Annotated in this window: 17 protein-coding genes, 2 tRNA genes and 1 pseudogene; 3 read left to right on the top strand and 17 right to left on the bottom strand. The window is 38.2% G+C overall.

Annotation, left to right across the window (positions count from 1 at the left end):
* Position 1: 1 nt before the first annotated feature.
* From ACRD64_RS11780 to ACRD64_RS11790, 3 genes are all read left to right on the top strand, one after another.
* Positions 2 to 72: transfer RNA gene (locus ACRD64_RS11780), tRNA-Asn, on the top strand.
* A 46-nt stretch (positions 73 to 118) separates the two neighbouring features.
* Positions 119 to 192: transfer RNA gene (locus ACRD64_RS11785), tRNA-Asn, on the top strand.
* Between the two features lie 168 nt (positions 193 to 360).
* Positions 361 to 1,308, top strand: coding sequence for a sensor histidine kinase (locus tag ACRD64_RS11790; RefSeq protein WP_430933560.1), 948 nt, complete (start codon positions 361 to 363; stop codon positions 1,306 to 1,308).
* Between the two features lie 68 nt (positions 1,309 to 1,376).
* Here the strand turns inward: ACRD64_RS11790 and ACRD64_RS11795 are convergent, their stop codons facing one another.
* The 17 genes and pseudogenes from ACRD64_RS11795 to ACRD64_RS11875 form a co-directional block, all read right to left on the bottom strand.
* Positions 1,377 to 2,528: an MFS transporter gene (locus tag ACRD64_RS11795; RefSeq protein WP_430933561.1), complete on the bottom strand. Its 1,152-nt coding sequence runs from the start codon at positions 2,526 to 2,528 to the stop codon at positions 1,377 to 1,379.
* A gap of 196 nt (positions 2,529 to 2,724) precedes the next feature.
* A complete protein-coding gene (gene typA / locus ACRD64_RS11800) occupies positions 2,725 to 4,524 on the bottom strand; it encodes a translational GTPase TypA (RefSeq protein WP_430933562.1) in 1,800 nt (599 codons plus the stop codon).
* Between the two features lie 130 nt (positions 4,525 to 4,654).
* Positions 4,655 to 6,001 carry a sensor histidine kinase gene (locus ACRD64_RS11805; protein WP_430933563.1) on the bottom strand — a complete coding sequence of 449 codons (1,347 nt, stop codon included), beginning with the start codon at positions 5,999 to 6,001 and terminating at the stop codon, positions 4,655 to 4,657.
* Positions 6,002 to 6,307: 306 nt separating this feature from the next.
* Positions 6,308 to 6,652: a TfoX/Sxy family protein gene (locus ACRD64_RS11810; protein WP_430933565.1), complete on the bottom strand. Its 345-nt coding sequence runs from the start codon at positions 6,650 to 6,652 to the stop codon at positions 6,308 to 6,310.
* A 39-nt stretch (positions 6,653 to 6,691) separates the two neighbouring features.
* Positions 6,692 to 7,030: a DsrE family protein gene (locus ACRD64_RS11815; RefSeq protein ID WP_430933566.1), complete on the bottom strand. Its 339-nt coding sequence runs from the start codon at positions 7,028 to 7,030 to the stop codon at positions 6,692 to 6,694.
* Positions 7,031 to 7,145: 115 nt separating this feature from the next.
* Positions 7,146 to 7,340, bottom strand: a pseudogene (locus ACRD64_RS11820) (hypothetical protein); the annotation flags it as partial.
* Positions 7,341 to 7,785: 445 nt separating this feature from the next.
* Positions 7,786 to 8,280 carry a hypothetical protein gene (locus ACRD64_RS11825; RefSeq protein WP_430933567.1) on the bottom strand — a complete coding sequence of 165 codons (495 nt, stop codon included), beginning with the start codon at positions 8,278 to 8,280 and terminating at the stop codon, positions 7,786 to 7,788.
* Between the two features lie 521 nt (positions 8,281 to 8,801).
* Positions 8,802 to 9,755 (bottom strand): sugar phosphate isomerase/epimerase family protein, encoded by a 954-nt coding sequence (locus ACRD64_RS11830; protein ID WP_430933568.1) that lies wholly within the window; start codon positions 9,753 to 9,755, stop codon positions 8,802 to 8,804.
* A gap of 55 nt (positions 9,756 to 9,810) precedes the next feature.
* Entirely contained in the window at positions 9,811 to 10,677 is an 867-nt protein-coding gene (locus ACRD64_RS11835) for a sugar phosphate isomerase/epimerase family protein (protein WP_430933569.1), read from the bottom strand.
* A 114-nt stretch (positions 10,678 to 10,791) separates the two neighbouring features.
* Positions 10,792 to 12,081, bottom strand: coding sequence for an Ig-like domain-containing protein (locus tag ACRD64_RS11840; protein ID WP_430933570.1), 1,290 nt, complete (start codon positions 12,079 to 12,081; stop codon positions 10,792 to 10,794).
* Between the two features lie 117 nt (positions 12,082 to 12,198).
* Positions 12,199 to 13,314, bottom strand: coding sequence for a hypothetical protein (locus ACRD64_RS11845; RefSeq protein ID WP_430933571.1), 1,116 nt, complete (start codon positions 13,312 to 13,314; stop codon positions 12,199 to 12,201).
* Positions 13,311 to 13,835: a hypothetical protein gene (locus ACRD64_RS11850; RefSeq protein WP_430933572.1), complete on the bottom strand. Its 525-nt coding sequence runs from the start codon at positions 13,833 to 13,835 to the stop codon at positions 13,311 to 13,313. Before ACRD64_RS11850 ends, ACRD64_RS11845 begins: the two co-directional genes overlap by 4 nt.
* 316 nt (positions 13,836 to 14,151) lie before the next feature.
* A complete protein-coding gene (locus tag ACRD64_RS11855; RefSeq protein ID WP_430933573.1) occupies positions 14,152 to 15,498 on the bottom strand; it encodes a tetratricopeptide repeat protein in 1,347 nt (448 codons plus the stop codon).
* Between the two features lie 3 nt (positions 15,499 to 15,501).
* The gene (locus ACRD64_RS11860; protein ID WP_430933574.1) at positions 15,502 to 16,125 is read right to left on the bottom strand and encodes a hypothetical protein; all 624 of its coding nucleotides are present in this window, start codon (positions 16,123 to 16,125) and stop codon (positions 15,502 to 15,504) included.
* A 255-nt stretch (positions 16,126 to 16,380) separates the two neighbouring features.
* Positions 16,381 to 16,533 (bottom strand): hypothetical protein, encoded by a 153-nt coding sequence (locus tag ACRD64_RS11865; protein WP_430933575.1) that lies wholly within the window; start codon positions 16,531 to 16,533, stop codon positions 16,381 to 16,383.
* Positions 16,534 to 16,589: 56 nt separating this feature from the next.
* Complete coding sequence (locus tag ACRD64_RS11870; RefSeq protein ID WP_430933576.1) at positions 16,590 to 22,145, bottom strand: alpha-2-macroglobulin family protein; 5,556 nt, start codon at positions 22,143 to 22,145, stop codon at positions 16,590 to 16,592.
* Between the two features lie 236 nt (positions 22,146 to 22,381).
* Positions 22,382 to 23,704: an alkaline phosphatase D family protein gene (locus tag ACRD64_RS11875; RefSeq protein WP_430933577.1), complete on the bottom strand. Its 1,323-nt coding sequence runs from the start codon at positions 23,702 to 23,704 to the stop codon at positions 22,382 to 22,384.
* Positions 23,705 to 23,749 lie beyond the last annotated feature (45 nt).

Here is a 23,749-nt window from a genome sequence, read left to right on the forward strand (position 1 = left end):
CTCCTTAGCTCAGTTGGTTAGAGCATCTGACTGTTAATCAGAGGGTCTCAGGTTCAAGTCCTGAAGGGGGAGCTAAAAACAAACATATATATTTCCACCTTGGTTTACCAGGGTTTATTCCTCCTTAGCTCAGTTGGTTAGAGCATCTGACTGTTAATCAGAGGGTCTCAGGTTCAAGTCCTGAAGGGGGAGCTAAAAGCCATCCGATCTGTTTCGGGTGGCTTTTTTTGTGCCCTAAAATTAGATTGTAAATAAAATAATCTGTTTATAATTAGAAAATCCATATGTTTAACCAAACATCGTTAGGTGGCTGTAATATAACCTATACGATTTTTTGTAAAATCATTATATTATGGTGTTATGAATAATTTGTTTTTGGGCGATAAGATCAAGTTTGAATATAAGTTAGCTATCATCTATTTATTGTTGGGGTTCGGCTGGATTTTGTATTCTGACCGTTTGGTTTCCAGCTTTACGGATGATCCATTATTGATGACAGAAATTCAGCATTACAAAGGTTGGTTTTATGTTCTGGCAACAGCTATTCTATTGTTTTTATTGACCAAAAAACATTTGACTAGAATAAGAAGGGCGGAAGCATTGGCAAAGCAAAATGACAGACTCAAGACTGCATTTGTTCAAAATATATCCCATGAACTCCGTACCCCAATGAATTCAATTATCGGTTTTTCGGAATTGGCACAATTTGAGTCAACGGAAAATGAGATGGTCAATTCTTATCTGGACGTTATTTTAGATAGTTCCAAACAGCTCTTAATTGTGATCAATGATGTGTTGGATACCTCCCTGTTAGAAACCGGGGTGATGAAGGTTAATTTAACTAAAATTAGGTTGCGCGGGTTTTTAGATAGTTTTTTCTACACATTTGCCCCTTTAATGAATCCTAAGGTGACCATGATTGCATCGATGGATACAATAGATGATGACTTTTATTTTGTTTGTGACGAGGATAAATTGCGCAGGGTGGTTAGCAATTTGTTAAGTAACGCCATTAAATTCACCCACTCCGGCAGTATTGAGTTGGGTTGTTCGAAAAGCGTTGATGAACTCCAGTTTTATGTAAAGGATACAGGAGTGGGTTTGGAGGCCAATTTGCACGAATCTGTTTTTGAGCGATTTAGCCAGGCCGAATCTACGATTAAAAACTGCATTGGAGGTACAGGTCTGGGACTATCCATATGCAAAGAAATGATAGGTTTGTTTAATGGAAAGATATGGGTGGAGTCGGAATTGAATAAAGGTTCTAATTTTAAGTTTACCGTTCCTCTTGTAAATACTGACAAATAGCAATATTTAGGTTTCTTTGCTTATTTTAAATCATACCTGTTTTTTTAAATTTTTCAAACCCCGGTAATTTATTGGTGCCCATTTTCCCAATCGAACTTCCTAAAATAAACGATTGCAGCCAATACGCAGCCAAGGCTCGCGTAAACAGAGATTTTCATTACCCCAATCATTCCCGTTGAATCGAGTAAAAAACCAATGGCAAGGTTTCCAATCGTTTGCCCTATGCCAATATATGTCCCCCAGATGATGGATTGGGCTGTGGCATGTTGTCCTTCTGGCATTAGTTTTTCAATAATCCTGACCGCAGCAACCAGAAAAAAAGCAAAAGAAACACCCTGCAACAAACCAATTGCCAGGGCCAATTGTACATTGGGCAAATAGCCTAAAACAAAATACCTGACAACAATGGAAGACATTGCTAAGATCATGATAGATTTTATACCGAATTTCTTTAATAGTTTGTTGCCAAGCAAAAACAAGGGGATTTCGCTAATGGCCATAATTGCATACGCCAATCCTACAACGGTGTTAGAGGCTTTGAGCTCCGTAAAATATAAGTTCAGATAATAAAACATGGGGGAACACACAATCCCGTAGAAAGTCAAAATAATTATAAAAAAAAGCAAAGGTTTGTTGTCAATCACATCCTTAAGGCCCACCAGTTTAAAATTGGCTTTATAGGTACGTACTTTTTTGCGGGTAGATAGAAATGGTATGTTGATTAAATAAAGAATTGCGGCAATAAAAAAGGTGTATTTTAACGATACCGATGTAAACAAATATCCACCGGCAATAGCTGCAAGCGCCCAGCCTAACGATCCCCATAACCTGAAACTGCCGTACGAATGTTTTTTTTCAATCGCGGCATATTGCATAGCCATTGCATCTGTTAACGCGCCTAATGGGTGATAAAAAAAAGTAAGAACAGGAAGAAAGAAAACCAAAATCCAGAAACCGTTCATATAAGCTAATGAACACATCAATATTGAAGTGGCTACCATGCCCACGCGCAATGTTGGGCGAATTCCTTTTTTATCTGCGTATCGGCCCCACAAAACTACAGCGACAAAAATAGTTGCCTGAATAATTGAATTGAGTGTGCCAATTTCGGCACCTGTTAAACCTATTTCAGCCAAATATATATTGTAAAAAACTTTCCAGAGTGCATTGGCCATGTATAGCATAATGTATATGCTAATAATTTTAAAGGCGTTTATCATGGTGGTTTGTATTATGATACTCAATATAACTCACTGTACAATAATATATTCTGCACAGTAGTTAAATTTCTTATGTGAATCGTAAAAATAAAACTATTCGCTGCATTCGCAATGCAAAAAGCCGCACCTGAAACAGATGCGGCTCGCTGCTAACTCGAAAAACAGCAAATCAATAAATAACTTCTTACGTTATTATTTATTGCTTCGCTAAACGCTTACGTTCGTGTTCTTCAAGATATATTTTACGGATACGGATCGCTTCCGGTGTTACTTCCACATACTCGTCTCCTTGTATATACTCTAATGCTTCCTCTAGCGAGAATATGATCGGAGGTGCCAATCTAACCTTGTCATCGGTACTTTGGGTACGCATGTTGGTTAGTTTTTTGGTTTTGGTGATGTTGATGGTCAGGTCCCCATCGCGATTGTTTTCGCCAATTACCTGACCCTTATATATTTTTTCCTGTGGGGAAACAAAGAATTTCCCTCTGTCCTGAAGCTTGTCCAACGCGTAAGGAATCGCTGCTCCATCTTCCATGGAAATTAAAGAACCATTTAAGCGCTTATTAATTTCGCCTTTGTACGGCTGAAACTCAACAAAGCGATGTGCCATAATGGCCTCTCCTGCGGTTGCTGTTAACATGGCGTTACGTAATCCGATGATTCCTCTTGAAGGAATGTGGAATTCAATAACCACGCGGTCGCCCTTGCGTTCCATGCTCAACATATCACCTTTACGTTGGCTCACCATTTCAATTGCTTTACCCGAATGCACATCTGGTAAATCGATAGTTAATTCCTCAACTGGCTCGTGTTTGATTGCCCCAATATCTTTAATGATTACACGGGGCTGACCAACCTGAAGCTCATAGCCCTCACGACGCATGGTTTCAATCAATACAGACAAGTGAAGAACGCCACGGCCATATACATTCCAGGCATCCGCCGAATTGGTATCTTCAACTCTAAGCGCCAGGTTTTTCTCCAGTTCAGCGTCTAGTCTGTCTTTAATATGTCGAGATGTCACGAATTTACCATCTTGTCCAAAGAAAGGTGAATTGTTAATGGTAAACAACATGCTCATGGTTGGTTCGTCAATCGAAATAGGATCTAAGGCTTCCGGGTTTTCGATGTCGGCTACAGTATCCCCAATGTCAAAACTTTCTAATCCAATCAACGCACAAAGTTCACCACATTTAACTTCATCAACTTTTGTGCGACCTAATCCGTCAAAAACGTTGATTTCTTTAATTTTGGTTTTGGTGATAGAACCATCTCTACTTACCAATGAAACCTGCTGGTTAGTTTTTAACTCACCTCGCTGAACACGACCAATGGCAATTCGTCCGGTGTAAGGAGAGTGATCCAGCGATGTAATTAACATCTGTGGCGTTCCTTTGTTATATTCTGGTGCAGGAATATTTTCTAATACAGCCTCAAAAACAGCAGATATATCATTTGTTTGAACCTTCCAGTCGGTGCTCATCCATCCATTTTTTGCTGAACCATAAACGGTAACAAAATCCAGTTGGTCTTCGGTAGCGTCCAGGTTAAACATTAGGTCGAATACTGCTTCGTGCACTTCTTCGGGTCGACAGTTAGGCTTATCAACTTTATTAATAACGACAATAGGTTTTAAACCTAAACCAAGAGCCTTCTGCAATACAAAGCGGGTCTGTGGCATTGGCCCTTCAAAGGCATCTACCAAAAGCAGAACTCCGTCAGCCATATTTAATACACGCTCTACCTCTCCACCAAAATCGGAGTGACCCGGGGTATCGATTATGTTAATCTTCGTGTTCTTGTACATGACCGAAACGTTCTTTGAAAGAATGGTGATGCCCCGCTCTCTCTCCAAATCGTTGCTGTCCATGATTAACTCGCCAACTTCCTGATGATCTTTAAACAGCTTACCAGCCATTATCATCTTGTCTACCAAGGTAGTTTTACCGTGGTCAACGTGTGCTATAATTGCAATATTTCTTATATCCTGCATAACATCGTAAAAAATGAGGGTGCAAAGGTAAGGTTTATTTCTGGTTTTATAGGATACGAATATTAAAAGAGAAATATAAACAGGTGTATTTAAGGGTTTTTAACCAAATGGTTTTAAATTGAAGAATAATTTACTCATTAAGAATGGTAAAATAAAATGTTGAGCCTTTGTTGACTTCTGACTCGACCCACATCGTACCTCCCATTACTTCGATAATGCCTTTAGAAATTGGCAGCCCCAGTCCTGTGCCATCCTTAACCTGGTTTAACCCTTCAATCTTTACAAAACGATCGAAGATGGCTAATTGGGCATCTGGAGTAATTCCAACTCCGGTATCTTTAACAAAACACCGGGTCATACCTTGCTCGTCATTGCTGAACCCAACCGATATTTCTCCTTTCTCGGTAAACTTGAGGGCATTATTTATCAGGTTAATAAACACCTGCTTTAATCGATGGGCATCGGTGATCACGAATGTATCACTGCCGTTGAGTTTTTTAAATGAAACATTAACGTCTGAAGATGTTGTGTTGGGGTGTCTGTATATATTCTTTAATTCGTCGAGCACTACATTTAGGTTGCACGATTGTAGTGTATATTTTAATTGGTTAGATTCAATCATCGAAAAATCCATAATATTTTCAATAATATTGAGAAGATAACTGCCACTTTGATTAATAGTCATCATATACTTATTTCTCTCGTCCTCGTCACTATACATCCCGTTTAAAACCAGTTCCGAAAATCCCATAATAGAATTGAGAGGTGTTCGGACTTCATGGCTCATGTTAGCGAGGAAATTTGTTTTTAATGAATCCGCTTGCTCCGCTTTCTGTTTGGCTTTTTGTAATTGGGATACCTTATTAGTTAATTGTTGCTGCAGGTTTCTTTGTCCATCAATAGTACTTTCTAAGCCTTTTAACAAGATGGCCAGCGGAATAGCGGTCATAGCACCTACGGCAATGATATTGATGGAGACCGCAATCCATTCGATAGGGGTGTACTGCGTAACCCTTAGGTTACCAAATACATCCAGATAGATACCTAATGCAATAAGCAATACGGTTATTAATGTGGCCACTAGACTTATAATTGCTCCCCTCAGACCAAGAAGCAAAGAGGACAGCACAATGGAGCCAATCACAAAGTTAAAGCCTGCCCCATCTTTACCCACCAGTATTGTTAAAGCTATTCCGATAAAAAATATTAGGCCAACAATAAAATATATGCGCTTAATTAACGAAATACCTTTGGTAAATATAGAATAAATAATGGCGCCATAAACCAATGTATCTACAACAGCAACCGGATATATTTCTTGACTGAACGCCATATACATCCCAAAACCGTAAGGAAAAATCCCAAAAATGATAATAACAAGTAAGATGCTCTTAAAGATTCTCTCTCTCCAATAGTCTAATCCATCGGCAGAACTATATTGTCCCACCGAAACATATGACTTAATTCTCTCTATCATGTTGGAGGTTACGCAACAAGAACCATTTTGTTATCCCTAAAATCATTTTTGTATTTTTTTAGATTTTAAATACAATTCGTTTGAATATTCAATCATTTAACCAATAATTACCATTGCATTTACCTTTATACTACATCACAGATCATAACATATTTTTTTCTACAGATCAACTTTTTGCCTTAAAACCTAACAAAACACTCAAATTCTCTGTAATTTAAAATATTCACAATTAAGTTCGGAACAGGCTACATGCTCATGTGTTCAATGAATTGTTTCTTGCCTGTGGCCATAGGTGACCACGCCATTTCATTTGTTTTTTTTACTTGATTTAGCTTTAGGGTTAAAATCCAGACATTGCTGAACCCAGTATTCCAGGTCGCTGTCCATATCTACGCCATCGGGTTCAACATACACATAGCCCTTCATCGGTCTCTTGGTAAAATCCATTTCCTTGCATCCTTCTTTTGCAAGAGCTTCTTTGTAATTGTCGGGACCAATTCGTGCCATCAGATTATTTTTGATAACGCCCACGCACATTTTATCATCAACCATAATGCACAATCCACCCATCATTTTTTTCTCTTCAAAAGAGATACCCCTGGTATTTAACACACCACGGATACGGTCCGCCAAAAATTCATCATACGCCATATTGTTATATTTTTAATAAACCAGGTTTGGCTTGCAACTTTATACATTAATTACCTTGTCCGCCATTTTTTGAAGGTTAATAATATCGAGCATAGTTGCTTCCACGCCAACTTCCCTTTTATCCAGCAAATTAAAATAACTCAGACAAGTTTTACAGGCCACCAACTTTACACCTTTCCCTTCGATAATTTTTAATATTTCCAACACGGTGGATCCCTCGCAAATGAGCTTTACACCTCCGTTGTAAAAGGTAATAAATTGAGGTAAGTTATTTTCTTCGTTAATTAGTTTTAAATAAATGGCCACTAGGGAAACAGCGAGTTCCTCACTGCCGCTACCCATACCATTTTGTGTGAATTGTATTAAGGTGTTTTTCATCTGTTTATTTCTTTTTGTTACCAAATATTGCAAACTGCTTTGTTAATATAATATATAAATTTTAATTGAACGTAATTTCAAACAATTTACTCCGGTGTTCGATCCGCAAAACATCCTACTCCTGAAGGGTGATCCAAAAATAAACTTCTGTTTTTTTATTACGGACAAGATGAATGATTATAAAATCGCCAGTAGCTTCCATGGTAAAAAAAACACCAAAAAATAACAATCCTGAGTGGTCTATTGCCATAGCAACATAGCACGGAATAATGCCTAAAAGCAATGCGGGCTTATTAGCTCCTACGATATAATGCTTTACTTTAGGGGGTTCTTACAATAACAATAAGGCATAATCATTTTCCACCTTAACCCAAACTTTATCGACCTAAAACCTTTGTTAGCATAGAGGGTCCATGTTATTTTATGAATAGGTTCGTGCGCCTCTACACCCACTAGCACTATTGCAATAAAGGCAATTAGCTCCAGAAAAAAACACATCCGGCCAGGTTATCCGAAAATTCTTGGATGCTGCAAATATGCCCTAAATTTGATAATAAGGAAATGCAAAGACCACAAGGATGGGAACAAGCATAATAAACCCGAAAATATTGGCTCGTGCAATATCAATGGTTCGTTTTTCTTTGGTTTGACTGGCTTCCTGATTCTATGTTTTAGTCCAAATCAAGGTTTAAATTATAGCAGCAATGTAATTGGCTTAACTTGCTATTTTATTGCCCATCACATCCGATTCACAATTAATTTGACAGTGTTGTAATTATGGGTACAAATACCCCAACCATAACAGCAATAGTCATCTGCACATAATAGTTGGTTACAAATAGTCCGCTCAATATTAAAAGCGGATCTTCCGAGTTTGATTCTATGCTACCTTTGTTTGAAGAACTAAAGTACCTGACATCCGTTCCCTCCGAATCAAAAATACTCCATTTCGAATTCCATATATTATCGTATTTCCAAAACACGGTTTTATGGTTTAATGATATGGTGGCTTTTGTCATCCAATTGTTATAGCTTATTTGTCCTATAATTCTTCCGTTCGAAGCATCAATAATATCAGTATGTTGTTTAAAGAAACCTTTTGTTTTAAACACATATTTCTTACCATCCATTTCTCCATAAGCAGATTGCGAAAAGCTTTTATCTCTTAATTCCCCAATTAGGGTTCCATTGGAGTAAATGCTGTAATTGCTGGAGAACAATCCTTTTTTCCATGTTAGGTTAGTTTGCATAATAACGTTAATTTATTTTTCAGATTATTACCAATCGTCTTTGCTGTCACATATTTTAAAGCTCAACCTCCTTAGAAAAATTGACATACAGCATTTTTCATACTAAGTATTACCAATCCGATCCACCTCCATCACAAAAATCAGCATCGTATATGTTCGAATTTACATACTTGCCATTTTTATTTAACCCGGATTATGTACTGGAGGTTCGTCATGAGCATTGCAAGTACAATAAAACAAGGCATTACTGAAACGAGGCATCACTTGTCCCGATTACTTTCGGGAGCATCGTTCTGGTGAGTTGAAGTGATGCAACGAAGTGTCTTGTTTTAAAGTAATTTTAATGTGTTATAGAATTTCTAATGCATATTGCGGGTTTAACGGGTTGTCATCTCCTTGTTTAAAATCAGGAAATCTTTTTAAAATAGTTTTTTTTAATCACATCTCCTTTGGGTTGAGTAGGTTATGGAGGTTATCCATGGCTCCATTTTTCCGCTATGGGGTATATGCATATAGAAATATCATTGAACTTCTTTCCAGGTTTTTCTTATAAAATCTAAATCCCCTTTTATTCGTTTTAATACTTCCTTTTTACTTATGGTTGGCTTTTCGCCATGCTCTGCACCTCCTAAATCATATTCAACATGGATAGACATTGGAACGTTAATTTGGTATTGTTTTAGCATGGTGAAATATTTTCTGAAATCAACCATTCCTTCACCAATGGGTGTAAAAACCGGAGCCCACTTACCATCTTTTTTACCCCAAATAAAATCTTTCACTACCAAAGTATTAATAAACGGACGTATTAGTTTAAATCCAATTTCCCAATTCTTGCCCCCTTCAACAATGGCGTGCATAATGTCGTACTGACTCCCAATATATTTAGGTGATTGCAGTTCAAATACTTGATACAAATCCCAAATAGCGGCCCCAAAAAAATGGCCTGAATGATTATGGTATGTTGCACTTATATTATTTTTTTTATTTAACTGTTCAAGTTCCTTCAGTTTATTTTTTGCATAATCAAGGCTTTCAAATATAGTCTGCTCCTTACCGTATCTAAACCAATCTGAACGGTAATATTGGTAACCTAAACGACTCGCAGTTTCCACAATATTTTTATGAATGGGATTATTGGCATCGCTTACATGGGTTGAAAGCATTTGCGGCTTAAGTTCGAAAGATTTCATGACCTCTGTAGCTTTGGGAAGGTCTTCCTTTACCCTTTCCGGCAAAACATGTCCATTTGGCCTTACCGTAATATCTATTCCATCAAAACCCATTTCTTTGGCAGCCTCACTCATGTTTTTATAATCGAGAAACTGAAGGTGTTTTGAAAAAATATGTACACTAAGATCGTTATTCCCTGAGTTATTATTGAATCCCAAATTGGCAGCAACGGTATTGGACCCCAGTAATGCAGCTGTTCCTGCTATAGTTGTTTGTTTAATAAACTTTCTTCTTGACTGCATTATTGTATGATTTTATTTTGGATTGCGGTATGCTGTTTATCTTTTTGCGAAATGCTTATTCGCCTTCTATTGCTTTTAGCCCCTCAATATTTTGTTTTAATATTTTCTCTACATCCACTCCTTTTACGTGCCCTAGTATTCCCCATGGTCCTTTAAATCCGGCTTCTTTTAATATTTGTATCATTTCTTTCTCATAATTACCTTTACCAATGGCAAGGATTTTATGGCCATCTTTTTCCATACCATTTAAGTTAACAGCCGATAAATATGGTTTTATAGCTTTAATTAGTATGTGAAATTCATCCATAGAATTATGTCCATGGTGAAAATTATAAACCATGCTTAGCTCATATTGAGGTAAATTTTTAATGATTTCTAGTTGGTTAAATGGGTTACCAAACCATCCAGTGTGATTATAAAGCGCTACTTTACAATCTATTCCTTCTGCTTTTTCTGCAATAAACCGAATAACATCAGTGGCTCTTTCGAGCGATTTTTCCTGATCAAGATCCTTAAAAAAATTTTCACTCAGGCTAACCCATATGGTGGTTTTGAGCTTTGCTTGCTTAATAATATCAAAAAACCTTTCGTTCGCAAGACTTAGTTTGCCCAGGCTATCTCTTTTTGCGTTAAGCCAAAGCCAAACGGAAATAATTTCAATATCGTTTTCGGTTGCTAAATTAAGCTCCGTTAAAGTATTATCGAGGTGTTTATCACGCCAATCGTATGCATATTTCTCAAAACCCAGCTGTTTTAACATGTTGATACGTTCTGAAGGAGACCGCTCCAATGAATCATATGCAACAATGCACCAGGGATATAAATCCTGACTTTCTATTTTATTCTTTGGGGCACTTGAGCAAGAATAAATAAAGACCAATAGAATAAGGATTGCTAATGTATTGTTGGAGATTGCTTTCATTTTAATCCTAGATCGTTTTTTCACTATTGAAAAATACAAAAAAGCAGGTGGATAAAAAAAGGTCCAATGCTATTATTTAGCATTGGACCTTTTTATGAATGATGCAATATCGTATTATTCGTCTTCAAGTTTCCAGGTTCGTACCCAATCTACTTTCATGGTATTGATGTTGTTATCACTTAAATCACTTTTAATCGCTAGTCCGCCTATCCAGTTGGCATCGTAGGTCCATAAGTCAAATATAATTTCAAGCTCCCTTGTAAATTCCCGATGTTCGTATGTTGTGCCCGACCTATCGTGACCAACCACAACGCTGCCTGCCGGTTCGCCATCCAAATAAAACTGAATGTTTTTAGAATCCTTCCACCAAACACCGAAGGTATGGTATGCCTCGTTCCATTTTACCCCTTTGCCCGGATTGGCATCGGATAAGTTGGTACTTAAGAAATTATCCTCATCCCTTATCTCTCCAGGTGTCTCATCCGAGTTGGCATGAAAATACTGGGAGTTCATTCTTGTGGGAAACTCTGGCTGGCACCCACAAGAAGGTTTGGGGTTGTTTTCGATAATATCAATCTCATCTCTGTTTTCGGAGTTACCATTATTTAACCAATAGGTATTAAAAGCCGAGATATATGCCGCTTTAATGCTGGCTTCGGTGTACATAGGGTAACTGGTTTCTGCTTTTGAATGAATCCTGGCTGTTTGAAACCACCTGCCTTCGGGATTGCTTTCGTTTAGGGTAGCCCTGATCCAAAGGTTTCCGTCTGCTACTCCTGAATTGTTATCCGATTTTGACATAAAAACAGGTACGCCATAATTCCATGTGGACTTAAACCATTTGTTACCGTCCCATGTATCAAACTCATCCGACATGCTCTCCAACTTAACCCATCTTTTACCTTCGGGAGTTGTATCGTCAATGGATACAAAAGATGGTAAGTTGGGGTCTATATTTTCGAAATCCTCGGCAGTAGGTACATCCTCAACCTCGTTTACCGTAACATTTACTGTGGCCATATCATCATCGCCATCTTTATCGGTAATGGTGTAAGTAAAGCTGTCAGAACCATAGAAATCCGTACTGGGAACATATTCAAACACGCCGTCCTTGATTTCGCTTACCGTACCGTTGCCGGGATTGGCCAATAGGCTGTAATCGTCTCCGTCACCACCATCATCACCTATTTTATCGTTTGCCGAAACGTTTATCTGGTTGGCGGTTCCCGCACTACTGTTCTCGTCAACAGTAAGGTTATCATCCACCCCCGTAGGATTATCATTTGCGGGAGTAGCTTCTTTTTCCGATTCTGAGTTGCTGCCGCAACTTATTAAGCACAGAAATAGTGAAATGAATAATATTAGGGCAGTCTGGTGTTTCAAAAAGCTTCTTTTAGTTAACATTCTTACGGTTTTTAATCTAATAATTGAATAAACAATGTTATAGATACTTTATTGAACCGCATGAAGTAGTAACTAATCAAAACCTGAACATGAGCAATAAATCTTGTTTTGGTTTAGTTATAGCTTTGCATTGTATATCCTTTCGTGCAAACTTCTCAACCTGCTGTATTGTTGTTTTAATAATTCAACCTTCTTTTCAAATTCGTCATATTTATATTTATGGATAGCCAATTCCTTTAACAACTTTAAATTTTTAACGGCTTCGTCGTAAGATTTAGGCTTTTTTTGTTTGATAAAATTGTCGATGTCATCCCAAAGCCTATGTTCATTGCTTTCAATATTTTTAAGTTTGGCGAGTTTCTTTTCTTCCTTAATTCTTTTTTCTTTGGCTTTGCGCTCTTCCCTTATTGATAATATTCTTTCAACGATTTCTGAGATTGTTCTACGTGGAATCCTTTTATTATCATTGTTGAGGTTACTTTTGGCAAAGTGGCGCTTAAACTTTTCCGACAGCAAAGGCTCGTTGGTTATAAGCCGTATTAGCCATTCATTTTTTTCTTTTTCCGTTAGTTTTTCTACCATGTTAGAATAGTCAATATTGGTAGAGGACTTTAAAGGTGCACTAACTGTTGATGCTGCTGATATAATATCTTGATCAATTTGAAAAACATCGATAAACTCTTTCAGAGAAGCATTAAGTTCGTTCAGACCAGCCGGAACATCAGCTTCTTTGCTTTCTTCATCAACGTTTCCGTATTCATAAATAACATCATCAACGCTATCTTTTAACCAAACCAGGTAAAGGCTCCTATAATCGCCAGCAATAATATCTTCCCTCAGCGAAATAAGCGATGTTAACATTCCTTCTCCTTCAACCCAACCATCTCTACCATCTTCATCTTCACTCCAAATATCTATCAAAACAAAGTTGTCATATTCGTAAACCTCTAATCCTTCGGTACAATACTGCTTAATCTTTTTTTTGTCAACGAATTCGTTAGGGATTTTAAATATCAACCTTTGGCTACCCCAATTGGAAACGTAAAACATGGCATCAAAATATTTCTCCACCACTTTGCGTTCATCCTTAGGGAAGTCGGAATAGCTATATGTAAACACTGCGCCTGTGTTTGTGGCCACCGTTCTGCTCGACCAACTCGAAACGACTTCTTTTTGTTTAGGGGTAAGAGCTTTGTCTACTGATTTAAATTCGTAAAATTGGTATTCGCTCATATTATATTTTCAATTGTTTCAAAGGTTTCCAATGCTCTTGTTATTAACTGTTCATGATTCAACATGGTATTGAAGTTAGTGTACATTGTATGACCATCAGATATAATCGTTCCCGATAATTTGCCATTATTCCCGGCTAACAAGTCTGCTAACTTTTCTGAATAATAAAGAGACCTATATAGCCTTTCGTCTTTGCATTTTATGCTCAAAACATGTTGGTGCAGAAATGCAGTCTTTAACCAGGAGTTTTTTTCTATTTTAAACTTGGGCAATTTCGAATCTACTATTAATTTGATTTCCCACAAATAAATATCAGTATTATGGATGTGCTTTAACATACTTGGTTTTTGCCAGGTATTTCTACGGTACTCACCGATTAGATGAATGTGACCTGTTTTTGAAGGATAATTTAGTTTGTATACCTTAATCGGAACATTCATTTTACCATTAAACATAGGTGATTCTTCCATTGAGAATGGAACACCTTTTTCTTCAGATATTTTTTCGATTATTTGTTGCATTGGGATGGTTTGTACTGGAATGATATAAGCTTAATCTATTGATATTGGTTCATCCTTCGCTGAGGCATAAGTTCATTCGTTTTTGTTTGAATATTATACAGTATATAAGGACACTTACTGTAACGGAGATCGCATTCCTGTCAAATCCTAATGGATTTTGAACGGATTACAATCTTTTATGTTTAGCTTCTTACATCAATTACTTATACAAAATATTTTGTCCAGTATTTACCTGTAGAATTTCTTCTCTCAATCTTTTTGCTGTACTTGGAGGGTAAAAAGGAACAATTTTATTATCAATAAACTGATTGGCTTGTTAAAGTTGACCATTTAGAGCGAAAAATAATCTTTTGGCACACAAAAAGCTTAATCTATAGTATAAATCATGATTTTTAAATTTAGCTTCAAGTGTTTTGAGTGTTGAAGCTAAACTAAAAACATCGAAGAACTTTCTAGATATATCCAACTTAATAAGTAAAGGGTAGATATTGGACGGAAAGAACTGAATTGCCTCATTGACAGTCCCTAAAGCAATATTCCTATCTTCTAAAATGAATGTTTCAAATTGAGCTTTAGAAGTATAGTACATTTCAGCTGCTTTTTCATGAGAACTTTCTTTTAGTTGTTGTAATAGCCTCTGGATGATTTGGTCAGCATTTTCTATATCTTCTTTTTTTCGGTAAACGCACCTTAAGTAACTCTGAATATGATATGGATTGTTTTTATCATTCTCATAATTTTCTTTTGCCAATGAATATGCTGCTTCAAAATCCTCTGTACTTACGTAAACTTGCACCAATTCTCGTTTGGCTTTATAATAATTTGGATATTTATCTCTTAAATCAAGTAGTCGTTCCAGTGCTTTATCATACTTTTTATTCAGTCGATAATAAAAACCAATAATAAAGTTGTGATCGGGACCTTTTATTTCTTGAACTTCTTTTAATAATCTAGGATTTCTTTTTCTACAAAGAGCTAAACACAACCATTTTTTAATTTCAATTTCAATTTTATTATCCAAATGTGAATAACTATTTAATGCTCTATCTGCTAATTCAATAACTTGTTCATAATTTTTACGATTATCATATAACTCTCTCATTGCAAGAAGGAAATGAGATGGTATCAAAAAGGATTCAGGAATTTCAATTTCATTAACAAATGCTTCTTGTATTGTAATATTGAATTCAGATAAGTCGTCCTCAATATCTGTATAGTTTTGTAATCCTTCTTCTGTTATCTTTCTAAGTCTAAAATATAATTTTTCAGGTAGCTTTATACCTGATCTTCTTATATAATCACGTATACCATCATTAAGTTTTATATACTCACCACTAGCACCGAAATGATCAATTATTAGGCTACAAGAAAAATCGTGCAAAAGATTTTTTTCCTTATCAGGTAGTCCAGAATATATTTTATCTAAAAAATTAACGCTCAAATATTCATAATCAGAAAGTAGTTTTAATAGCGATAAGGCTTCTTCGTTACCCTCAAACTTTTGTATTACCTTAGCTATAATTTCTGAATTATAATCAACAAGTTCATTTACTCTTTCTAAGAGTAATTTTGTATTTTCATTTTTTATGTAATCTACTGCAAACTTTATTTGTGCAGGAAAACCTGTAAACAAATCAGAGATTTTTTTCTTATCATCAAACACAACTTACTGCTTCTCAATACCTAATAACGCTTGGAACAAATTGTTTCTTTCAGGTTTATCCAATTCAGGTATTGATAAAGCATAAATGTAATCGTTGTTTTTAATTTCATTGAATCTGACTTTTGAAAGTGAAATTAAAAACAAAAAAGTACTTGGAATACAACGTAACTCTCTAATTAATGAAACAAACCAGTCAACTATAGTTCCATCAGAATTAACAATTGCATAATTGTCTATAATAAAAATCTTATTTTCACTTTCAAAAATATCAAGTAATAGAATTTTAGCCAGTTCAATCTTCTCTTCAAGTGGAATCTTCAAAAAATCAATAAGACCTTCTCTTGAAATTGAATCCGTAAGCCCTAAATCAAATAAACCTAAAATAAAATCCTCAATACTACTCCTACTGTGCAATAACATATATAGGGGTTTATAGTAATCTTTGATGTTATTTGCGTCTTTTAATGCACTTAAGAGAAATTTCCTACGACCAACCCCCTCAAAACCAGATGCAATATTTACAATTGGAGATGGAAGCTCAAAGTTAAACAACCTTTCATGGTATTCTTTCTTTAAATTATGCCGGCCAATAAATAATTGTTCTTTTTCTTTATTTACTGGAAACAATTCCCATGTGACTATTTTGAGTTTTTGTAAAATTCTTTGTGCAACTTTTGAGGGCTTACTTACATATCTAAGATTATATTCCTTAAGCCAATCTGGAATATCTTTATGGTCGTATGTAATATCTTAATCGATAATTATTGGGTAGATTTTCTTTATACTTCCATTGTTAAAGAGATTATGAGCATGAAGTACTTCTTCTTTAACCCATTTACTTTCTAATGCCGTTTTTGAAATGAAGAAAACAAAAATATCAGATTATTTTAATCCCGAAATAATTTCCTCAATTGATCTATTTCCTTCCTCAAAAGTCATTGCATCATATATAACTTTTTCTTTACCAAGTCTATTGGCAATTACTTGAACATATCCCTTGTCTTTTGAACTATGTGATAAAAAAGCTTTTGGCATATCTGATTATTTATTGAGGTTATTTAATATTGTATACTCTAATTTTATATTTGTACCTACTCCTCCCCAACAACATCAACCCACTGGCCTGCTTTCCGTGCGCTAATCTGGTTGTTGTACATGGCCTCGCACGATACCGATGGCAGGTAATACCTTCCTTGGTAGGTAGCATTTAGCAGCACCACAAACTTTTGCGATTTTCTGCGTTCCAAATCAAAGTAGGTATACACGCGGTCGTCGCGGATATCGCGGTAATCCGGGATGCTGGCCTCATAAACCGACTTCACGTCTTCCATACGGGTGTTTCTGATTTCCCAGCCCGATGGGAATATTTGTGTTAGCGCCATATCGGTATAACGCGATAACTGTCCTGGATGAGTGAGGGTAACTGTAGCTTTAAAGTCGGTTCCCTGTAGCAACTTCTGCACGCTAATGGGCTTCCCGGACAACGTTGTATATTCCACCTTCATTTTCAGATTGGAGCTTTCACTCACCGAATCACCGGTAATCGGAGTTCCTTCCAAAATCAGACGTGCAAACATAACGCCATCGGCATGGTTTTCGAACTTCACTTCACCTTTAGTTGGAATATCGGTAGGCAATTGAACCTGATTCACTGGCTTGTCCGACGATACTTTTTCCTTTTTAATGCCTGTTCCGCTGTAAGCATAAGCAACCCGTGAACCATTGGAGTTTCCGGCCAACTGGCTTAATGCGATCAACGAGTACGCTGTGGTTTGTGTGCTCAACCATCGCTGCGAACTCAGCTGATCGGCTATTTCCTTCATCAATGGGGCAGCGGTGTCCAAGTCCCCAAGCAGGGCCAGTGTTTCCAACATCATGGCCTGGTCTCGCAGCACCGAACCGTAAGAATAATAGTAATAATGGTTGCTGTTCTCAATTGACGTACTTTGGTTTTCAATCAATTTTTTCGCCACATCCTTTTGTCCTATCAACGCATAAGCCGCTGCCAATCGGAACTTAGCTACACGACTTAGCGAGTTTGAATTGCGCATGCGGTTCATGGCACTTTTATCCGGTTTCCCGGCTAACGCCAAGGTATATAGTCGGTAAGCCTGGTTTAACTGTCGGTATTTGTATTCAGCCGTGTTCGACCATGAGCTGGACTGCTTTTTCTGATAGTTAATCCATTTGCTTTTAAAGTTCAGTGGCAGGCTATAACCTTTCTTTTCGGCTTCGAGAAGGAAATGACCTGCATAGGAGGTTCCCCAATCGTTGGCTTTGCTTTGTCCCGACCAATAGCTAAAACCACCATCCGAATTTATAAAGGCAGAAAGCCTGCTGATAGCCACTTTTATATTCTTTTCGATGGATGCTTTGGTATTGCCGTCCACCTCCATCACATTTTCCAGAAACAATTGTGGGAACACGGAACTTACGGTTTGTTCCACACAGCCATGCGGGTAACAAAGCAAATACTTTAACCTGCGACCAAAATCGACCGGAGGAATGGATGACACCTCTATGGTGGCATTGTTAGTTCCTTCCATACCAAACAGTTCGTAAGGAATACCGGCACTTTCCTTGCCTTGCAATATTTTACTCACCGAGGTAACCCTGGGCGGATTGGGATTACGAACTTGAATTTCAATTTCGTGCTCAGCTTTTTCTGATCCCGATTGGGCAATAATTTTTACCTTACCTACACCTAACTTCTCGGGAATATCCAATGAGAAAGGGACTACCTGGTCACCTTCCTTATCAAATGTGATGGTACGTTTATTTCCCTCCACCACGTTGAACAGGTCGTTGGTCTCCACCGTCAAATCCACTTTATTTATATCGTTGCGCATGGCAAACACTGTGACTGGTAATATCACTGCTTCGCCCGGTCCCAATACCCGAGGCAGGGTAGCCAGCACCATCAATGGTTTTTTAACCGGAGTTGTTTTTTCTGTGTTTCCGTACATGCGCTCGTTACAGGCCACTACCATAGTGCGTACCGAACCAATATATTGCGGCATCTTAAACTCGTGCGTTTTTCTTTTGCCTGGTTTCAATTCAAACGGGCCAAAAACTTTTACCACGGGTTTAAAACGGTTGGCATTCGGATCTTTTTGCACTTTGGCCAAATCGCCGTCACCACCTATGCTAAATACTTTTTCAATTTGTCCGCCATAGGCACCAATCACCTGGTTGTATATATCCCAGGTACGCACGCCTAATGCTTCACGGGCATAAAAATGATTCCAGGGTTTAGGTGTTTTGAATCGTGTTAAATCCAATAATCCTTCCTCAACCATAGCCAAGGTATAGGTCATGGGTTTGCCATTCTCTTCACTTACCTTAATTTTTACCATTTGTTCCGGCATCAAAGATTCCGGCATATCAATCACCGGTGTCAAATGCGTTTCGGCATCCTCAACCAATAACGGGGTTACACCATACATACGAATAGGGAGATTGTTCGCAGTTTGGGCATGTGGTTGCAACAAAGTAACATGAACATAAATATTGGGTGTCATCTCTTTGGTGACCTCAAAGTTAAACGAGGTAAATTCTTTTTGCGTACGAACCCAATATTCGCGGATGATGCGGGTTCCGTTTTCGATGGTTACCAGCGCCCTGCCACCTTCCGATGAGGCAAAGTTTACCTGGGCTTTTTGTCCTACGTTATATTTATCTTCCTCGGTTGATAAAGTTAGCATAGAAGCAGCCTCGGGATTGTCGCTCATAGGTTTGGCTGCATATCCCGGCCAATCCACATAAACCGTTTTTCCGCAAACGTGACCACTAACTGGGTCGAACACCCGCACCAAATAACGTCCCCAGGCCGGGTATTTTATCTTAAAGTCAAATGAGCCAGTTCCATTTTCAGTGTTCAGATAACCTTTCTGGACGATATCTTGCGAGGACGAAGAAACGTAACGAGCCAGGTTATCGGCGCCACTCTCCCACCACCAACGCCAATTTACTTTGTACACAACATATTTCAATCGATTTTTCGAGATCGGGTTTCCCTCGCTATCTACAGTGGCTACTTCAATAGTATGGTCTTTATCGGTCAGTAACATTCCACGTTTATCGCCTGTAGGGGTTTTAACGCCCACGTACGATTTGTAAGGACTGTAAGGAATGGAGAACCTATCAATACTAAAATCACCACTTTCCTCGAAAACACGTGTGCGGAAAGAAGCCTTCAGCATTCCGGGTGCTTGGTCGCTCACCTCTAAATTACCTTGCATATTGGCTACTCCTTCGGCATTGGTTTTTCCTTCAAAAAAGGTGACTTCTTCGCTGGTAAAGGAACGCGAGGGATCATCGAAAGTAAAATCATTGAACCTTTTAAATTTAGTTGGGCTGGAGGTTAAAGTAGCGGTTACGTCGGCTTTCAGGTTTTTCGCCACAGCGCCATGAAGCCATTTCACTTCCATATCGACACTGATATATGGCTTGGCAACCGATATCATATCTACCCCAAAATCCATTTTTATTTTCAGGCGGTTCGGCTTAACCGTTTCTACTTTTAGTGTTTTATTAAAGGAGGTACCCCCTACATGAATACGAGCCTGCCAGTTACCGGTTGGTGCATCTTCATCCGTATCCACCTTAAACAAATACATGTTGTTAACTCCATCGGTACTGGCTATTCTTTTTACCAACTGACCATGAGGATTGCTCAACTCAAAAACCACAGGGTGTTCCTCGGGCAGACTTTTATCTCTATCCTCTAAAATAAACGAAACGAACAGGGTATCTCCCGGTCGCCATACACCACGTTCGCCATAAATATATCCTTTTAGTCCATTATTGATGGTTTGTCCGGCTACATCAAAGCGACTTAAGGAGAGTGAAGAACCTGCATCCAATCGCAGATAACCACGTTGGTTCTCCTGTTTGGCCACCAACAGGAACGGTCTTTTAGTAACATCAACCCTAACCAACCCATTTCCATTACTTTTTGATGAAGCAATCTGCTGATTCTGATAATTATAAATTTCGACGTCCACATTCGCCAATGGTTCGGTAGTTCGCAAGTCGGTAACCGCTACCACCATCTCCTTGTCGGCTCCTTTTTTTGCAATAATTCCAATATTTGAAGCCAGAATATTTCTGCTGGCAAAACGATTGCTGTGATAATAGGCTCGTTTACATGGATCATCCCTGTCGCGCCAACTGCCGTAATAATAATCGTTATCGTAATAGCTGTAACCTCCTTCGGGCGTGTCGTAATAAGCTATTTCACGTTCGGTAATTTCATCCGGGTCAGATTCCTGGTTAGCATGTGAACTTTCGTCTTCACTGGCACAAGGATAGATGGCATTTCTTCGGTCAAACCGCAGTTCAACCCTGTAAATCGCTCCCCGGTCCACCGTAACCAATTGGTCCAAATCGATGGAAAAAGTATTCCACTTATTTAAGTCCAGTGTTCTATCTGTATTCAGCGGAATAGTTTTCTTAAGAACCAGCCGGCCAGCCCGTTTCAGTTGGTAGTTTCCGTCCAGTCGGTTAACCTGTAAAAATGAGGCGATGTTATTCTCAAATATCTTGATCACTCGCACCTGGACCTCTTTCAAACTCACCGCCTTAAAAGGAAGGGTCAAGCCTGATGACTCGGGTAAAATGGTACCTTTCCCAATAAATTCCACCTGGGGTTTTGAGCTGGTAAAAGTGACATGATAAGATTCCTTTTCATCACTTATCGCGCCTAATATGTTTTCTATTCCAGGATGAACAGTCACTCTAATGCTTCCACTTAACGAATTGCCTGGAAGTATCTTAATGATATTGTCTTCAATTTCGGTGGAGAAGGCTGTTTTGTTTTCCAGCTCTATCAATCCTGCCAACTCTTGTCCGGGATTTAAAGGATCGGTAAAAGAAATTTCGATAGCCTGACGTGGCAGAAAAACCGCCTTACAACTAATCAACTCAAAATCATCAACGGAAGGGATCTCAATTTTCTTACTGTCTTCTTTGTCAACACCTATGGGCCTACCTTTAATTCTAATCTTGATATTATCTGATGAGGTGCCCCTGCTGATATGGTGAATCAAAAAAGGATAATGATTTTCTGTTGCAGAGGATAGCCATTCAATTTCCAATGGATCTCCCTTTTGGTCGGCAACAACCATTTGGTGCACCTTGTCCAATTCGGCAAAGTCTGATAAAATCAGTTTCCCACTGAGTTTATTATCCGATAGGTTGGTTTTTTCGTAAGGCGAAACTTCGCCCATCTCAACCCTAAAATTTTGGGTGATGGTTTGAAACGAAAATTCAAAATCTTCTTTGGCATCTTTAAATACCTGCCCTAGTTTTACCTTCACCTTGTAAACGGTGGCCGATTCCATTTTATCGGCTGCCTTAAATGCTAACGACTGGTTATCGAGCCAATAGAATTCACCTTTGACGTCAGGTGTCATTTCCAAGATGCTCGATGAAGCCGGACTACCCGGTTCAGCTCCGGGTACATTTTTAGAGAACCGCACCATAATCTCGGTTTGGTTAGATACCATACCTGAAGTAAAGGCAGATACTCTTTTGTTGTATTTAACTTCGGAAAGTTGTTGGACTTCTTTGGGTTTCTGTTTGCATCCTGCTAAAATCAGAGAAATAATCAGGACGATTAGGCTTAGTATGTTTTTGGTTTGCATAGGGGAATGCTTGTGAAGGTTATACGTTTCTTTAATCCTCACAAGCTACAAAAATGTTGGGAACATCGCCAATTAAATTAACAAAATATTTGTGGATGAATGTACGTTTTGGAGTTCAAAAAATACCAATGCCCCGATACATTTATTACCTTAACATGTCAATACATAGTTATTTTTGTGTCTCCCAATAAACTGTCACTTGTACCCTAACCCCAATAACATTCGTTTTTGAATTACTATTCCTTCTCAAACTTCTTTTCCCAAATCATTTTTCCTTTTTGATCGCGAATTTGGATATTCATCATGCGTTTTTTGCTTGTTCCGGAAAAGCTGATTAGCGCATAATTGCGCACTTCAACATAGGTTCCTTCTACACGAAGTGTGTTCCCTTCATCTTTGGCTTTTCCTAACCCAGATGTAAAAGGTGATACCGTAACATCTATTATTCTCGGCTTGTTATCTTCTTTAAACACACTTAATTCACTATGGTGTCTATCGCCGGTAACAAATACCACGTTTTTTATTTTTTGTTTATCAATAAAATCTATTATTTCCTGACGTTCTTTACCAAAGCCATAATTTGCATACGTCTCGAATTTAGCAGCCGTGTTTAAGAATTGTCCTCCAATGGCCACTACTTTAAAGTTGGCCTCGCTGTAAACCAACGCATCTTTTAACCACTGCTTTTGTTCTTCTCCTAAGATGGACTTGTTGTCCGCAATTAAATTATTTGGAGAACGATAAAATCGATTATCCAAAAGAAAAAAGTCAACATCATTCCATTGAAAATGGGTGAATACTCCTTTAGTATCGCCTACACCGTATGAAGGATTGGCCCAAAACAATTTGAATGCTTCAAAAGTCTTATTCTTGTTCCACCACCCACGGTCGCTATTATCGGGGCCGTAATCGTGATCGTCCCATATGGCATAATGATGAACTGATGCCAGCATCGGTTGAAGTTCGGGAAGGGAGCGTGTATGTGTCCATCGATGAAGAATACCTGTCCACGTGTGCCAGTCGGGTTCGCGCAGGTAGGTGTTATCTCCCAACCAAACCATTAGGTCAGGCTTTGATTTATAAATGGCTTCGAATATTTCATAGCCTTCGCCATATGGAGCTCCCGGCCTGTCGTGGCTTTCTTCGTTGACATAGGCACAACTCCCCGTCGCAAAGGTGAAATTTGGCGGTTCTGTTCTCCATTTCCAAATGGGTTGCGTCCGGAATTCAGTTGGATATTTTATATCAACCTCCGTACCATCTACAACCACTTGATATTGATACACGTTTCCGGGTTCAACTTTATTGGCAATTAATGTTGCCGTGCAGGCAGTATTTTGCAATGTTTGAACTTTCGATGTAGTATAGAATTCTCCCTTGTTTCCTTTGATCCAATACCGGATAGAAACCTCAGCCTCCTGCCTGGTTTGAATCCAGATGGCAGTCTCTTTCATATCGGTATACCCAAGCATAGGCCCAGATTGAAGTGGGGATTGACTGTAGCATATCTGCAAACCAAAAATAGCCAAACAAACAATAATATTTTTATGTATTGTCATATTTTATCCATTTCACCCAAAGCTTACATAAGCAATTATGGCAGC

Source organism: Saccharicrinis sp. 156 (genome assembly GCF_050589685.1).
In the GTDB taxonomy this organism is placed as follows: Bacteria; Bacteroidota; Bacteroidia; order Bacteroidales; family Marinilabiliaceae; genus Saccharicrinis.